This window comes from Paenibacillus sp. Z6-24 (assembly GCF_054161335.1).
In genome coordinates this window covers 3,183,943-3,198,974 of record NZ_CP096398.1, presented here as the reverse complement: position 1 = coordinate 3,198,974, position 15,032 = coordinate 3,183,943, and the positions used below count along the sequence as shown (strand labels likewise).

Annotated in this window: 17 protein-coding genes; all 17 read left to right on the top strand. The window is 45.2% G+C overall.

All coding sequences use genetic code 11. The annotated features are described in order from the left end of the window. Positions 1-773 precede the first annotated feature (773 nt). The 17 genes from flgB to fliY all read left to right on the top strand — a co-directional run bounded on the left by flgB (position 774) and on the right by fliY (position 15,017). Positions 774-1,187: a flagellar basal body rod protein FlgB gene (gene flgB / locus M1D61_RS13815; RefSeq protein ID WP_458119188.1), complete on the top strand. Its 414-nt coding sequence runs from the start codon at positions 774-776 to the stop codon at positions 1,185-1,187. 2 nt (positions 1,188-1,189) lie between these two features. Beyond that, complete coding sequence (gene flgC, locus M1D61_RS13810; protein ID WP_458119187.1) at positions 1,190-1,639, top strand: flagellar basal body rod protein FlgC; 450 nt, start codon at positions 1,190-1,192, stop codon at positions 1,637-1,639. Positions 1,640-1,669: 30 nt separating this feature from the next. Continuing rightward, positions 1,670-1,984, top strand: a complete 315-nt coding sequence (fliE, locus tag M1D61_RS13805) for a flagellar hook-basal body complex protein FliE (protein WP_017813672.1) — start codon at positions 1,670-1,672, stop codon at positions 1,982-1,984. Between the two features lie 45 nt (positions 1,985-2,029). Then, on the top strand, positions 2,030-3,631 hold the full coding sequence (gene fliF, locus M1D61_RS13800) for a flagellar basal-body MS-ring/collar protein FliF (RefSeq protein ID WP_458119186.1): 1,602 nt from the start codon (positions 2,030-2,032) through the stop codon (positions 3,629-3,631). Between the two features lie 13 nt (positions 3,632-3,644). After that, positions 3,645-4,658, top strand: coding sequence for a flagellar motor switch protein FliG (gene fliG, locus M1D61_RS13795; protein ID WP_458119184.1), 1,014 nt, complete (start codon positions 3,645-3,647; stop codon positions 4,656-4,658). Beyond that, a complete protein-coding gene (locus M1D61_RS13790; RefSeq protein WP_458119182.1) occupies positions 4,651-5,499 on the top strand; it encodes a FliH/SctL family protein in 849 nt (282 codons plus the stop codon). The genes fliG and M1D61_RS13790 overlap by 8 nt, the downstream gene beginning before the upstream one ends. Next, positions 5,492-6,811 carry a flagellar protein export ATPase FliI gene (fliI, locus tag M1D61_RS13785; RefSeq protein ID WP_458119180.1) on the top strand — a complete coding sequence of 440 codons (1,320 nt, stop codon included), beginning with the start codon at positions 5,492-5,494 and terminating at the stop codon, positions 6,809-6,811. The genes M1D61_RS13790 and fliI overlap by 8 nt, the downstream gene beginning before the upstream one ends. Positions 6,812-6,817: 6 nt before the next feature. Then, a complete protein-coding gene (gene fliJ, locus M1D61_RS13780) occupies positions 6,818-7,261 on the top strand; it encodes a flagellar export protein FliJ (RefSeq protein ID WP_458119179.1) in 444 nt (147 codons plus the stop codon). A 106-nt stretch (positions 7,262-7,367) separates the two neighbouring features. Continuing rightward, on the top strand, positions 7,368-8,306 hold the full coding sequence (locus tag M1D61_RS13775; RefSeq protein WP_458119178.1) for a MotE family protein: 939 nt from the start codon (positions 7,368-7,370) through the stop codon (positions 8,304-8,306). Between the two features lie 105 nt (positions 8,307-8,411). Continuing rightward, the gene (locus tag M1D61_RS13770) at positions 8,412-9,797 is read left to right on the top strand and encodes a flagellar hook-length control protein FliK (RefSeq protein WP_458119177.1); all 1,386 of its coding nucleotides are present in this window, start codon (positions 8,412-8,414) and stop codon (positions 9,795-9,797) included. A 20-nt stretch (positions 9,798-9,817) separates the two neighbouring features. Then, a complete protein-coding gene (locus tag M1D61_RS13765; protein ID WP_458119176.1) occupies positions 9,818-10,585 on the top strand; it encodes a flagellar hook capping FlgD N-terminal domain-containing protein in 768 nt (255 codons plus the stop codon). Further along, positions 10,582-10,962 carry a TIGR02530 family flagellar biosynthesis protein gene (locus tag M1D61_RS13760; RefSeq protein ID WP_458119174.1) on the top strand — a complete coding sequence of 127 codons (381 nt, stop codon included), beginning with the start codon at positions 10,582-10,584 and terminating at the stop codon, positions 10,960-10,962. The genes M1D61_RS13765 and M1D61_RS13760 overlap by 4 nt, the downstream gene beginning before the upstream one ends. Before the next feature lie 96 nt (positions 10,963-11,058). Further along, positions 11,059-11,877, top strand: a complete 819-nt coding sequence (gene flgG / locus M1D61_RS13755; protein WP_046215365.1) for a flagellar basal body rod protein FlgG — start codon at positions 11,059-11,061, stop codon at positions 11,875-11,877. Positions 11,878-11,951: 74 nt separating this feature from the next. Then, positions 11,952-12,176 carry a flagellar FlbD family protein gene (locus tag M1D61_RS13750; protein ID WP_046215366.1) on the top strand — a complete coding sequence of 75 codons (225 nt, stop codon included), beginning with the start codon at positions 11,952-11,954 and terminating at the stop codon, positions 12,174-12,176. Continuing rightward, positions 12,173-12,655, top strand: a complete 483-nt coding sequence (locus M1D61_RS13745) for a flagellar basal body-associated FliL family protein (protein WP_458119173.1) — start codon at positions 12,173-12,175, stop codon at positions 12,653-12,655. The genes M1D61_RS13750 and M1D61_RS13745 overlap by 4 nt, the downstream gene beginning before the upstream one ends. A 66-nt stretch (positions 12,656-12,721) precedes the next feature. Beyond that, complete coding sequence (gene fliM, locus M1D61_RS13740) at positions 12,722-13,720, top strand: flagellar motor switch protein FliM (RefSeq protein ID WP_458119171.1); 999 nt, start codon at positions 12,722-12,724, stop codon at positions 13,718-13,720. Then, positions 13,710-15,017 carry a flagellar motor switch phosphatase FliY gene (fliY, locus tag M1D61_RS13735; protein WP_458119169.1) on the top strand — a complete coding sequence of 436 codons (1,308 nt, stop codon included), beginning with the start codon at positions 13,710-13,712 and terminating at the stop codon, positions 15,015-15,017. Before fliM ends, fliY begins: the two co-directional genes overlap by 11 nt. Positions 15,018-15,032: the final 15 nt, after the last annotated feature.

The following is a 15,032-nucleotide window of genomic DNA, read 5'->3' as shown; positions in this document are numbered from 1 at the left end:
GCTTGTTTTACAAGTTCCCCGCCTTTTTCCTATATTTTCATAAGTGCGAAAATTGTATGATGAATATAACAAAAACACCTACAAGATTACAAAAGGTAATCCGATATAACAATGAGTACGTATTAGGGAATAATAAGTAAATGGGTGTAGCTTTTTCTTAACGTTTAAGTTATGATAATTGCGTTTGCGTAAATGCGCAAATCAACCTGTAAAACACATATATAACTTGCTGTAAGTTAGAAAAAGTCGAACTTTTTCCAGAAAATAGAAGTGTTCGCAGCTATGATCGTAATAAATTAATCATTAGTAAGTAATCCGCACTAGGCTATAGGATACATGAATTATGACTGATAATGGAAAAACCAAGGGTTTAAGCCATTTTTACAGGACAAAACTACTGTCCTGATTATGTCCATCCCCCCAAAAATGTACCTAAAACCACTAAATTTAATTACCAATAAAAAACATTATTCCCAACTGATTGATCCTAATATCTGCTTTAAATGTCATATTACTTATATTAATTGGAAGAAATTATTTAAAAGTCGACAAAAAAAGAGCATATACGTCAAAAGATAGTCCTTTCTTCTCATTGTGTTATAACCTGTTCTCTAGGAAACTTATGGTATTAAATCATTAGGAAATATGACGCAGAAACTTAGTAAACCAAACGAAAAACTGCAAGGTTTGTCGAATGAGAGTGTAAAATAAAAAAATATGAGATTTACATCCCATATTTAGAATATAATTACAGATTGAAAGAGGTGATGTGAGTGAATTTGCTGAATGATGTAGGATTTCGTAGATTGGAAGGCGCCATTAATGCTTCCAACCTTCGACAACAAGTAATCACCAACAACATTGCTAACGCAGATACACCTTACTTCAAACGTTCCGATGTTTCTTTTGAAAACATGCTTCAGGTTCAAATGGATGGCACAAACAGTTCGATCCACGGTACTGCTACTGATCCTCGCCATTTCCAGATTGGTTCTACTGGAGGCGTTCCAAAGGCGATGATTAAATCGGATAACAGCACAGTGATGAATAACAATTTGAATAACGTGGACATGGATTCAGAAATGACAAGTCTGGCTGAGAATCAGCTTCGCTACAATGCTTACATCGAGCAAGTGAATCACCAGATTAAAATGATGCGTACTGCAATTCAGGGTGGGGGAGCGTAATCATGAAAATTAGTAACAGTTTTGATATCAGTGCTTCAGCTTTGACAGCCCAGCGGCTGCGGATGGACGTTGTGTCCTCCAATATTGCGAATGCCGAGACAACCAGAGCAAAGATTGAAAATGGCGAAGCGGTTCCTTACCGCCGCAAAGAAGTAGTACTTTCAACCAACAAACCAGCTTTTGCTGATGCACTTAATTCTGCAATGAATGGTAATAACGGAGTGAATGGTGTAAAAGCGGTAGCCATTGAGGAAGACAAGGAACCATTTAAACTTGTATTTAACCCCACACATCCGGATGCCGACAGAAACGGATATGTGAAGATGCCAAATGTCGATACTCTAAAAGAAATGGTGGACATGATATCAGCTTCGCGTTCATATGAAGCTAACGTAACTGCATTAAATGCCTCCAAGGCAATGATTACCAAGGCTTTACAAATTGGTAAATAATGAGTGAAAAAATGGAAGGAGGGGTAATTAATGATAGAAAACACAATGTTTAATGGTATGTCCGCCGCTTCACCACTGCAAATGACCTCGGGAGCTGCACAGGTACAGGAAACGCCAGGACAAGCTATGGAACAGTTTGGTTCTTACCTGCAGGATGCCATTAGTCAGGTAGGAGCTCAGGAACAGCAGGTACACAAAATGAATGACCAGTTTCTGGTAGGTAAAATTGATGTTGACCAGATGATGATCGCTTCGGAGAAGTCGATGCTCAGCTTACAGTTGACCGCTCAGGTTCGAAACAAAGCGATTGAAGCTTACCAAGAAATCATGCGTACACAGTTATAAGATGGATGATATGTTTCATAGCACAGTTTCGAATGGGGTGACGTTGTGAATGAGAGAGTTGCCCAGTATAGAGATACAATTGTCCAATACTGGAGAAAATTCAACAAAAATCAGAAAATACTACTGATATCAACACTGGCCTTCATCATCATTGCAATCGTAGTACTAACGATACAATTTTCCAAAACCGAATATGAGGTAGCTTTCCAGGATATGGACGCTGCGGATTCAGCAGCAGTTATGGAGTACCTGACCGGACAAGGGATTCCTTACCAGTTAAGCCAGGACGGCAAAACTATCTCAGTGCCAACAGAGAGTGCTGCTCAAGCAAAAGTTGCAGTAGGATCTCAAGGTTTGATCCAAAACGGTTCAATCGGATTCAGTGAATTTAATACAAGTTCTTCCGCGATCGGGATGACCGATAACGAATTTAATGTTAAATACAACAATGCACTAAATGGTGAAGTATCCCAATTGCTTCGCAACATGAACGGCGTTGAAAATGCAAAAGTACTGATTAATCTTCCTGAGGAAAGCCTTTTTGCAGCTACTGATGATCAGGATAATGCGACAGCATCCGTAGTCATGCAGTTCAAACCGGGCGTTCGACTTACACAGGAAGCGATTGATGGTTATTTTAACCTCGTAAGTACAGCAGTACCTCGTCTTCCGATTGAGAACATTACCATCACGAATGGTACAGACGGCAGTGAGCTTGTCTCTACAGTCAAAGGTGGCGGACGTGGTAATCTGATCGGTGCAGTACAGGACAATATGGCGTTACAAAAGAAATACGAGTCTGACGTAGAGAATAACATAAGACAATTCTTGGCCAGACTGGTAGGACCTGAAAGGGTTAATGTTCTTGTAAATTCCACATTGAACTTTGATCAGAAAACATCCAAAGAAGACCTGGTGGAACCTGTAGATGAAGAAAACATGAAGGGCATCGAGATTAGCGCCCAGGAAATTCAGGAATCCTATACAGGCACAAGCACACCTGACAGCGGCGTAGCCGGTACAGGAAGCACAGATACTCCGACCTATCCGGGTGGATCTTCCTCAGGTAATAACGAATCCGAGAAATCACAGAGCACTATCAATTACGAAGTTAATCGGATTCATAATGAAATTGCAGATAGCCCTTATCATGTACAGGATCTGGCCATCACAGTAGCAATTGAGCCTAATCCTAGTTTAGATGAAACACAACAAAATGCCTTGAATGATAATATTAAAGTAATGCTTCAAAGCATTGTAAGAGCTTCACTTGCAGAAAATGGAGTCGACTATACAACAAACGCAGATGCTCTTACTGCTAAAGTTAATGTTATTCCACAGGCATTCGCTACCAACCAAACAACCGACGAAGGATTCTTTGCTTCCAACCTGAACTGGATCATCGGTGCAGCAGCAGCTCTGGTTCTTGGTATTGTCGGATTTATTATTTATCGTCGTCGTAAACAGCAGCAGCTGGCTGAAGAAATGGGAGAAGATATTATGCTTCCTCCAGTTACAGAACTTCCTTCCATTAGTTTGGACAACTTGACCAATGATAGTCAGGTACGCAAGCAGCTCGAATCACTGGCGAAAAAGAAACCGGACGAATTTGTAAATCTGCTGCGTACATGGCTCGCTGACGAATAAGAGGTGAACGGGATTGGCAAAGGGGACAGCTCCACTGAGCGGACGGCAAAAGGCAGCCATTTTACTGGTTGCCTTGGGTCCCGAAGTATCTGCTCAAATATTTAAACACCTACGTGATGAAGAAATCGAACAGCTTACACTGGAAATCGCCAATGTACGCAAAGTAGAGAGCGGGGATAAAGATACTATTATCGCCGAGTTCCACCAGATTTGCTTGGCACAGGAATACATTTCCCAGGGCGGTATCAACTACGCCAAGGAAATCCTGGAAAAAGCACTCGGAGAAAGCAAAGCACTTGAAGTTATTAACCGTCTGACAGCGACGCTGCAGGTTCGTCCTTTCGATTTTGCTCGTAAAGCGGATCCGAGTCAGATTTTGAACTTTATCCAGAATGAGAATCCGCAGACAATAGCACTTGTGCTTTCCTACCTTCAGTTCGAACAGGCTGCTTCGATTCTGTCGTCGCTGCCTCAGGAAAAACAGGCTGAGGTTGCCCGCAGGGTTGCAGTGATGGATAGTACTTCACCTGAGATCATTGCCCAGATTGAACGCGTACTGGAACAGAAGCTTTCTTCCACGGTTACACAGGATTATACAAATGCGGGCGGTATCGAATCGATCGTACAGATCTTGAACGGTGTCGATCGCGGTACAGAAAGAACCATTCTCGATTCCCTGGAAATTCAGGATCCGGAACTGGCAGAAGAAATCAAAAAACGGATGTTTGTTTTCGAAGATATCGTCAATGTCGACAATCGTTCAATTCAGCGCATCATCCGCGATCTGGAAAACGCAGATTTGCAGCTGGCGCTTAAAGTAGCCAGCGAAGACGTACGCGAAGCCGTATTTGGCAATATGTCCAAACGTATGGCAGACACGTTCAAGGAAGAAATGGAATTTATGGGACCTGTACGTCTTAAAGATGTAGAGGAAGCACAAAGTCGTATCGTAGGCATTATACGTAGACTCGAAGAATCCGGAGAAATCATCATAGCTCGTGGCGGAGGAGATGATATCATTGTCTAATTTGATAAAATCATCCCAATATATTCCGGTCGAAATTCTTAAAAAATTGGATCTTGGTAAAGATCATTTCAGACCAACCAATCTGGCGGCTGGTACTCATCAGCAGGTTCCACATATTGTGTATGACCAGCCGCGGATTGATGAACAAACCGTTTTGTTAAAAGAACAAATGCTTGCGGATGCTCGTGAATTCGCAGAGCGCCAGGTACGTGAAGCAGCAGAAGAAGCGGAACGTATCCTGCAGAACGCTCAGGAAATGATTGCTTCCTGGTGGGATGAACGGCGTGAACAGGACGAGCATCTAATTGAAGCGGTTAAGGCTCAGGCTTTTCAGGAAGGCTATGAGGAGGGACAGCAGCGTGCTGAGACTGAGATGCAGCAGCGCATTAATGAGATGATGCAGGAAGCTCAGACGGTACTGATCCAGGCTTATGAAGCCAAAGAACAAATTATTCAGGAAGCAGAACCATTCCTCGTTAATCTCAGCTGCGGAATTGCCGAAAAAGTTATCGACAAAGAGCTTGCTGACCAGCAGGAGTTGGTTCTTTCCTTGATTAAAAAGACACTTTCCCGCAAACGTGAAAAAGGCCTGATCACATTGTGTGTTAATCCATCCCAGTTTGATTTCATTCATGCAGCAAGAGAAGAACTGGTACTGGCTATTGATTCACAGGCAGAACTTCAGATTCTTCCGGATGCTACAGTTCGTGACCGTGGCTGTGTTATCCGCTCTGCATTCGGAAGCGTGGATGCACGCGTGGATACCCAGCTGACAGAACTCAAGAAAGAACTTCTTCGTTTGGCACTTCATGATGAAGAGCGGGGTAATGGCAATGTCTGATCTGAATGCTGGTCGTTATCTGGAATATCTGAAGCAGCTGGATCCAGTTCGGATTAACGGTAAAGTAACCCAGGTTATTGGACTGATGGTGGAATCAGAAGGTCCTGATACAAGCATTGGAGAGGTATGTTATATCTATCCTACCAAAGGGGCTGAACCTCTTCGGGCTGAAGTGGTCGGCTTTAGAGACAATAAGGTTTTATTGATGCCTCTGGGAGAACTTCAATCCATTGGTCCGGGGTGTGACGTTGTAGGTACAGGGAAACCGCTTACGGTGCAGGTAGGTTCCGAACTGCTTGGTAAAGTGCTGGATGGTCTCGGACAGCCGCTGGATGGTTCACTGCTCCCCGCACGGATGAATCACTATTCAACCTTTAACACGCCGCCCAACCCGATGACTCGTCCGAGAGTACAGGATCCGATGAGTGTAGGTGTACGGGCAATTGACGGATTGCTGACGATCGGAAAAGGACAGCGTGTAGGTATCTTTGCCGGTTCCGGTGTTGGTAAAAGTACGCTGATGGGCATGATTGCCCGTAATACCGAAGCAGATGTTAACGTTATTGCTCTTATTGGGGAGCGGGGGCGTGAAGTACGCGACTTTATCGAGCGGGATCTGGGTCCCGAAGGGCTGCAGCGTTCGGTAGTCATCGTAGCGACCTCGGATCAGCCGGCACTTATCCGTCTCAAAGGAGCCCTGATTGCGACAACCATCGCAGAGTATTTCCGGGATCGCGGCATGAATGTCATGTTTATGATGGACTCGGTTACCCGTTATGCGATGGCTCAGCGTGAGATTGGTCTTGCGGTCGGTGAACCTCCCGCCATGCGGGGCTATACGCCTTCAGTATTTGCCGGACTACCTAAACTGCTGGAACGTGCCGGTACAGGACCCCATGGTTCCATCACAGCGTTCTACACGGTACTGGTAGACGGGGATGATATGAATGAGCCGATAGCGGATGCGGTACGTGGTATCCTCGATGGACATATTGTACTCAACCGGTCGATTGCCAATAAAGGACAGTTCCCGGCAATCGACGTACTTGCCAGTATCAGCCGGGTTATGAAGGATATTGTAACGGAAGAGCAGACCGATGCCGCCAACAATATGAAGCGTCTGATGTCTGTATATAAAGAATCCGAAGATTTAATCAATATTGGTGCCTACCAGAGAGGTTCCAGTCCGGATATCGATGAAGCGATCGAACGGATCAAGGATGTCTGGAATTTTACAAAACAAAAGGTGCACGAGAAGACGACACTAACCGATGCGCAAGAGCAGATGATTTCCGAATTTATGAGGAGCTGATGAGTTATGAATTTCCAGTATAACTTTCAAAAGGTTGTAGACATTAAATCAAGTGCTAAAAACCAGGCAGAATGGCTTTTATCCACAGCTTTGGGCGAGTTGCAGGCACAAGAACAATCACTGGAGCAGTTACTGGAAGATCAGAACCGCACACTGGAAGCTATCAATCAGGCTATTGAGCAGTGTGCTCCCATATCGGAATTACAGGATATGCAGCGTTATATTGTCTATCTGGATCAATGCATTTCCCAAAAAATATCGGATGTTCACCAGGCACAAGTAAATGTGGAACACAAAAAGCTTCATTTAACCGAGAAAATGGTCGATGAAAAAGTATGGCTTCAGGCCAAAGATAAAGCAAAAGCAAAATTCATGCAGGAGAATATGCTGCGTGAGCAAAATGCACTGGATGAGATGGCGACTGTACGATTCGCTATGCAATCGAAATAGATTGTAATCTGATCCGTCTAACAGCACCCAGAAGCTGAGAATGTACATGGCTTACCTAATCAGTGAAGGGAATCATGAAGGATGTTTTTGCTCAAGGAGGATTACCGTGGCGAAGAAAAATCTGGATTTGGATGCCGATATGGAAAAGGAGTCCGGTGGACTTGGAAGGTTTCTTTTTATCGCTACTCCAATTTTGTTTACCCTTGTATTAGTAGGCGCGATCGTAATGCTATTCAATGTGAATTTGCGAACCACTATGTTCGACACACTGGAGAAAATTCCTATAGTGAAAAATTGGGTGCCATCTGCCGATAAAGGTAATAGCACAGATATTGCGTCCAATCAAAGTGAGAGTGACGCAGCAACTGTAGACCAGTTAAAGCAGCAGCTGGACGAGTCGAAGAAAGTGCAGGCTACACAGGCACAGGAACTTAAGAAGCTTCAGGATCAGCTGAAAAGCCAGACTCCACCCACAAATGAGGGGGGGACAGGCACAGCGACTACACCTGCAGCCGGTACAACGCCAGCAGCAGCTGCCAGTACAGTGACTACACCGACCGAACAGGACAAGCAACTGAAAAATCTGGCGAATGTATATTCCGATATGAGCGCCTCTAAAGCGGCAGCAATTATGCAGAATATGACTACCGACGAACAAGTACTGATTTTCAGCAAAATGAATTCCCAGGATCAGGCGAGCATTTTGCAAAAAATGGATCCCAAAGCCGCAGCTGATACTTCACTGGCTTTGAAAAATGCAACAACAGCAAGTCTGGCTGCTTTGCAAGCACAAACGAATAGCAAGCCGACAACAGCTCCAATAAGTACCAAGCTTGATAATGAAGCACTCGCACAAACCTTTACAACTATGCCGGCCAGCAGTGCTGCATCATTACTGCTGCAAACTGCAAAGGTAAGCCAGAGTAAAGTACTGCAGATTCTAAATACGATAGACGATTCTACACGGGCTGGAATTCTGTCAGCCATGTCTACCGAAGATCCGGCGGGAACCGCTCAAATTGTAAATCGGTTAATGGCGAACTAGTCTCACATAGGAGGAATCGGAATCATTTCCTATTCTAATGAAAAAAGTCATAAGCAGGAACTCCTTCTTATTAAAATTTGCTCCTTGGTAGGTGATAATTAGTATATGAGTATGACACTTCAAAATATGACAGCAACAACAGCCAAGACACCGGTAACAGCTTCGGCTGGAGGAACAGGCAGTATGGCAGCCGCAGGATTCAATCAAGCACTAACGTACGTGATGGGTTCCGCCGGAACGGCAGGCACTTCTGCAACTACTTCAATGGCCGGTCAGGTTTCTGCAGGAGTTATGGGTTCTGCCGCTTCGTTACTGGAAATGCTGCAACAAATAATTTCCGGTAACCAGGACAATGGGGAAGGGAGTCAGGGAGAAAAAGTTGGTGAGTTAATGGATGATCTGCTCGGGAAGCTGGAAGATATGGATGCGTCCATTGTAAGTGATCCCAACCTGATGCAATCGCTGCAAGGATGGTTGGTACAGGTACAGCAGGTATTATCGGGAGAAGGTACAGAAGCGCAGGCAGAAGGTACGGATGCGGCTCAGCCAGCACAATCGTTGACAGCGACACTTCCAGCGATTGCTCAACAACCGGAGACATTGCGCTTTGCAGTAGCAGATGCAGTATCCCAGGTGGTTGACAAGCTTCAGGCGGTACAGAGTAGCACTCAGCAGGCCGAACCCAAACTGGAGCAGTTGCTGAATGAACTTCAGAATGTGTTGCAAAAATCAGGCGAATCTGCCGATGGACAAGCCAGTGGTGGACAAAGCGGCAAGCAACAACAGCCGGGCACCCCATTCCAGGTAGTAGCTGCTCAAGAATCACAGATTGTGAATAATATTTCAGCAGTTCAGACAGAAGCTGCAGTCGAATCTGCAGAAGCTGTAACGAGTCAGACACAGCATCAGGAACCGGTAATCGTAACTGCTGGTCAACTGGCGATGAAAGCTGATTCTGCACCATTGACAGCTGCTGCACCGCCACCACCAATAATTAACGCCCAGAACTTTTCTCAGGAAATGGGGAAATTCATTGTCAGCAAGTTTGATATTCAGCAGCTAAACGGTGTATCCGAAGCCAAGATCATTCTGAATCCGGAACATCTCGGACAGGTTGATGTCAAAATCAGCATTCAGGATGGACAGTTAATCGCACAGTTTATTACCGAAAAGCATGGAGCCAAAGATTTACTGGAGCAGCAAATGGCACAACTTCGTTCAGCCCTTCAAGCCCAGGGACTTCAGGTAGAAAAACTCGAAGTTACTCAAAGTTCTTCGTTACAATCCGATATGTATAATGGGGGGCAAGGATTCCAGCCAGGTTCCGACCAGCAATCCGGACGCCGTTCCAAATCGAAAGAAGAACAAAATGACGATGCTATTCTTACAGCAGAGCTTGGTAATGAACTAAATGAATGGCGTGAAGAGCGAGTTAATATACGAGCCGCAAGTATGACACCTTATGGCAGTACGTATGTAGCTAAAGCTTAATATGCATGGAGGTGAATGTTTTGCCGGATTTGATTTCCACATCGAATACATGGCCGAATTATTCCGCGAATAATGTAAAAACGGCCGCAGCTAAAACGAAAACCGAGTTGGGACAAGATCAATTTATGGCACTGCTGGTAGCTCAATTGAAAAATCAGGATCCTATGTCTCCTATGGACAACTCACAATTTATTGCTCAGATGGCTCAGTTCTCCTCTCTTACACAATTAACCAAAATAGGAGAAAAACTAGATAATCTGAAAGGATCTGTCGATACTTCACTGGGAGCTTCCTCAGAGCTGATCGGCAAGAAGGTCACCTGGCTTAACGAAACAACAGACAGTAAAACAGGCGAGAAAACATCCACTTATGAAACAGGCATCGTAGAAGGCATTGTAATGAAAAATGGAGTTCAGTACGCACAGGTCGGCGCGGATGCAGTTCCATTGACACTGATTGCAAAAGTGGAACCGGCGACAACCAAAGCTGCTGAGGCAAAACCAGCTGCAAGTACAGCGGCAGAAACCCCAGCGAGCACTTCAGCGACACCGGCTGCAAGTACTACTGCACCTGCGACAACAGATAGCCAGGCAACCAATGCCCCATCCGCTGCAGACACCAATACAGATACAACTGCTTCAACGTCTGCACCAGCGGCAGAGACTACGAACAGCAATACACTTGAAGCAGAGGAACCACAAACTGCGTCTGCAGTTGATACAGAAGGCACTAATCAGGCAGCTGAAGAAAGCAACACAGCAGCGGATTCAGAGGCTCCTGTGTCATGAGTGGCCCCATTCAAGTAGGTCAGCTGTATCCGTCCAATATCAATTCCGGATTGCTGGGGCGCAGTAAAAATACGGCATCAGGTTCCAAACCCAATGAGTTTCAAAATATTCTGGATCAGAACCTGCTCAAGTTCAGCAATCATGCTTCCAAGCGTTTGGAGCAACGAGGAATTGAATTCAGCAACGAACAGATGAATAGTCTGAATCAGGCGATAGATAAAGCCGCCGCCAAAGGATCCAAAGATTCGTTGATTCTAATGCAAAACAATGTCGCTCTTATCGTTAATGTACCCAATAGGACCGTTGTTACCGCCATGGATGGCAACTCAATGAAAGATAATGTATTCACTCAAATTGATAGTGCTGTAATTATTTAATTCTCTGGCCGGACCAGCAATGGAGAGCCAGGAGACTACCGACCGACTGACGTAGTCTCAATCACCACATTATGCATTCATTAGGAGGAAATATTAATGATAAGATCCATGTATTCCGGCGTTTCAGGTATGAAAGGTTTTCAAACTAAACTGGACGTCATCGGTAACAACATCGCAAATGTAAATACAACAGGTTTCAAAAGCTCCCGTGTCATGTTCCAGGATATCCTGAGCCAGACTACCAAAGGGGTAACGGCTCCAGTAGACGGAGAAAGCGGTGGCGTGAACGCTCAGCAGGTAGGTCTGGGTGTGAAAACTTCTTCGATTGATACTCTTCATCTGGCAGGGAGTGCACAGACAACAAATAACCCGACAGACCTGCGTATCGATGGCGATGGTTTCTTCGCTATCAAGCTGTCTGCAGAGCAGGAAGTTCCTTACCTGACACGTGCCGGTGACTTCCATGTCGATGCTTCCCGTCAGCTCGTAACATCGGATGGAGCATTTGTGGTTGATAGCGGTGGAGAACCAATTCAGATTAATGAAGCTGCCGTTTCCTTCAGTATTCAAAATAACGGTACTCTGCTGTATACACTGGCAGATGGCACAACTGAAGCAGGTCCTCAGTTGGGTATTGCCAAAGTAGTAAACCCGGGTGGTCTGGAAAAAATCGGTGGCAGTCTTTATCGTGTAACGCCGAACGCCAACCCCGAGGGTACGATTGAATTGCTGACCGGTGCAGATACTGAGAATGGTACAGGCGCAATCGTAGCTGGTCAGCTGGAAATGTCCAACGTTGATCTGACCGGTGAATTTACCGAGATGATTGTGGCACAGCGTGGTTTCCAGGCAAACTCCCGTATCATTACAACTTCCGACGAAATTCTGCAGGAAGTTGTTAATCTGAAACGATAATCTAGACAGATAGAGGGACGAATATGATCTTCTCCCTCTTATCCATAGCAAGTAACTTTCAAGGAGGGGTATATATGATCCCTGTCACGCGGCTTAACGGTTCCCCTATGTGGCTTAATGCCCTGCTGATCGAAATGGTGGAAGAAACGCCTGATACGTACATCACCTTAACAACAGGTAAGCGTCTGATTGTATTGGAAAAGGCGGCGCAAGTGACAAGTCTGGTTCAGGAATACAATAAAAGTATAGGCACACTTACTGGAACAATTAAGGTGCAGCATATGGAGGAATTGGAATGAAAAAGTTACTACCCTGGATAATCAGCGGGGTACTGGGGCTAGGGTTGATTGGTGTGGTTGCTTTTTTCCTGATGGGAGATATGTTTGGTGAAAAGAAACCAACCACTGCCGCAGAAGTCGCAGCAGCAGAAAAAGCCAAGTTGGAGAGTATGACAGCGACAGAGATTGCCGCTGTATCGTCGGACATCACAGATATGACAACAAACCTGGCAGACCCTTCCTATGTAGTAAAAATCAGCTTTTCCTTTCAACTCGCAGATGAAGATGCAAAAGCTAACTTTGATCTGATCAAAGATCTAAAAATCAAACCAATTATCGTAAGAACACTGGCAGACACCAATCCGGAAGATCTCAACAGTGCTAAAGGTATTGATCAGCTGGATGCCAAACTGCTCAAATTGATTAACAGTGCATTGCCTGCCGAAGGTGGCAAGCTGGTAGACGTACAAGTATCCGATCGCATCGTAAGTTCCATTTAATAGAGAAAGCTGGAATCAACCTAATCTTAGCAATGAATCAATTTACAATCGTAAGGGGGTGAGATTATGGTAGATGTATTATCCCAAGGTGAGATTGATGCCCTATTGGCTGCACTTTCTTCCGGGGAAATGGATGCGGAGGAGCTTAAAAAGGAAGAAACCCAGAAAAAGGTCAGAGTATATGACTTTAAACGGGCAGTTCGCTTTTCCAAGGATCATATCCGGAGTTTAACCCGGATTCATGAGAACTTTGCACGTTACCTGACTACTTATTTTTCGGCACAGCTTCGTACTTTTGTACAAATTAACGTTGTTCAGGTCGAGCAGCTTCCGTATGATGAGTTTATACGTTCTATTCCTAAAATGACGATTTTGAATATTTTTGAAGCTGAACCACTGGAAGGCCGGATGGTACTGGAAGTTCATCCGAATGTCGCTTTCGCGATGCTGGATCGCCTGCTTGGCGGTACCGGTACAGCACCTTCCAAAATCAATGCGCTGACTGAAATTGAAACAACCATCATCGAGCGTGTGTTCAGTCGTACGTTCGAAAGCTTGCAGGAAGCATGGAAGACAGTGATTGACTTATCTCCACGTATGGAAGCATTGGAGACCAACCCGCAATTTATGTCATTGGTGTCTCCGAATGAAACGATTGCCCTGATCTCGCTGAGTACCAAAATTGGTGATACGACAGGGATGATTAATCTTTGTATTCCCCATGTTGTTATTGAACCGATCATGCCCAAGCTATCTGCACATCATTGGTTCGTTTCACAGAAAAAAGAACCGGCACCTGAAGAAGTGGAAGCACTTGAATATCGTGTAACTCGTGCGCAGCTGCCGATCATTGCTGAATTGGGTGATTCACGATTATCCATTCAAGAGTTTTTAAGCTTATCGGTGGGCGATGTCATCTCCCTTAATAAACCGGTACATGATTCATTATCCATAAAAGTAGGCAATCAGCTTAAATTTATAGGAAGCCCGGGTACGGTAAAAGACCGGGTAGCCGTTCAGATTGACGAGATCGTCAGTGAAGGAGTGGAAGAAATTGACGAGTAAAGATTATTTGTCACAGGAAGAGATTGACGCTTTGCTTAAGCAGTCATCCGGCGATGATGACAGTGCAGCATCAGGAACTTCCGGGCAGAGTGTAGATGACTTTCTGACGCCGCTGGAACAGGATGCGCTGGGAGAAATCGGAAATATCACATTTGGTAGTGCAGCAACTGCATTATCGACCCTGCTGGGACAAAAAGTGGATATCACTACTCCGCAGGTGGGCATCATTACCCGTACTGAATTTGAAAATGAATTCCCCAAGCCGCATGTAGCGGTCCATGTCGAGTATGTGGATGGATTTCAGGGAATTAACTCCCTCGTTATCCAGACACGTGATGCTCAGGTAATCGCGGACTTGATGCTCGGAGGTGAAGGTCACCCCAAGGATGAAGAGCTGAATGAGATTCATGTCAGCGCTGTACAGGAAGCCATGAACCAGATGATGGGTTCATCGGCAACTTCGATGTCGACCATCTTCAACCGGTTTGTTAATATCTCACCACCGGGGATTGATATTCTGGATGTAAGCAATGATCAGGGAGTAAGCATGCTGCCAGCAGAAGAGACATTAATCAAAATTTCTTTCCGTTTATTGATTGGAGATCTGATTGATTCCACTATCATGCAGCTGATCACCGTAGAATTTGCAAAATACATGGTAGATATTCTGATTAATGGTAGTGAGGAAGCTGCGCCTGAGCAGCCTGCTGTAAGTGCACCAGCTGCTCCTGCAGCGCCTCCACAGGCAGCAGCGCCGCAGGCCGCAATGCCGCCACAGCAAGCTCCTGAACAGCCTGCTGCGCCGCCAATGATGCCGCCACAGGGAATGCCGGCCTATGGTCAGCAGCCTCCATATGGCATGCCTGATCAGCCTTATCCGCAGTATCCTCCATATCCGTATCCTCCGGGTTACGGTATGCCACCGCAGCCATATCCGCAGGCACCACAGCACTATGGCGCACCGGCAGGCAGAGAGGTCAATGTCCAACCGGTTCAATTTGCTAACTTCGGCGCAGGAGCTGCTCCTAACCTGGATGAAAATAATTTGAACTTACTGATGGACATTCCACTCAAAGTCACCGTAGAATTAGGAAGGACCCAACGGCAAATTAAAGATATACTTGAATTGTCCCAGGGAGCGATTATCGAACTGGACAAATTGGCGGGGGAACCGGTAGACATCCTGGTTAACAACAAACTGATCGCCAAAGGCGAAGTTGTCGTTATTGATGAAAACTTTGGTGTCCGTGTCACAGATATCGTAAGTCAGTGGGACCGAATTCAAAAAATACAATAATGATCACTCAGGGAG

Coding starts and splice junctions, on each gene's coding strand:
- M1D61_RS13750 (WP_046215366.1), top strand. CDS start 11,952: ATGATCCCTGTCACGCGGCTTAACGGTTCCCCTATGTGGCTTAATGCC.
- fliJ (WP_458119179.1), top strand. CDS start 6,818: ATGAATTTCCAGTATAACTTTCAAAAGGTTGTAGACATTAAATCAAGT.
- flgC (WP_458119187.1), top strand. CDS start 1,190: ATGAAAATTAGTAACAGTTTTGATATCAGTGCTTCAGCTTTGACAGCC.
- fliE (WP_017813672.1), top strand. CDS start 1,670: ATGATAGAAAACACAATGTTTAATGGTATGTCCGCCGCTTCACCACTG.
- fliI (WP_458119180.1), top strand. CDS start 5,492: ATGTCTGATCTGAATGCTGGTCGTTATCTGGAATATCTGAAGCAGCTG.
- flgG (WP_046215365.1), top strand. CDS start 11,059: ATGATAAGATCCATGTATTCCGGCGTTTCAGGTATGAAAGGTTTTCAA.
- fliM (WP_458119171.1), top strand. CDS start 12,722: ATGGTAGATGTATTATCCCAAGGTGAGATTGATGCCCTATTGGCTGCA.
- M1D61_RS13760 (WP_458119174.1), top strand. CDS start 10,582: ATGAGTGGCCCCATTCAAGTAGGTCAGCTGTATCCGTCCAATATCAAT.
- M1D61_RS13770 (WP_458119177.1), top strand. CDS start 8,412: ATGAGTATGACACTTCAAAATATGACAGCAACAACAGCCAAGACACCG.
- M1D61_RS13745 (WP_458119173.1), top strand. CDS start 12,173: ATGAAAAAGTTACTACCCTGGATAATCAGCGGGGTACTGGGGCTAGGG.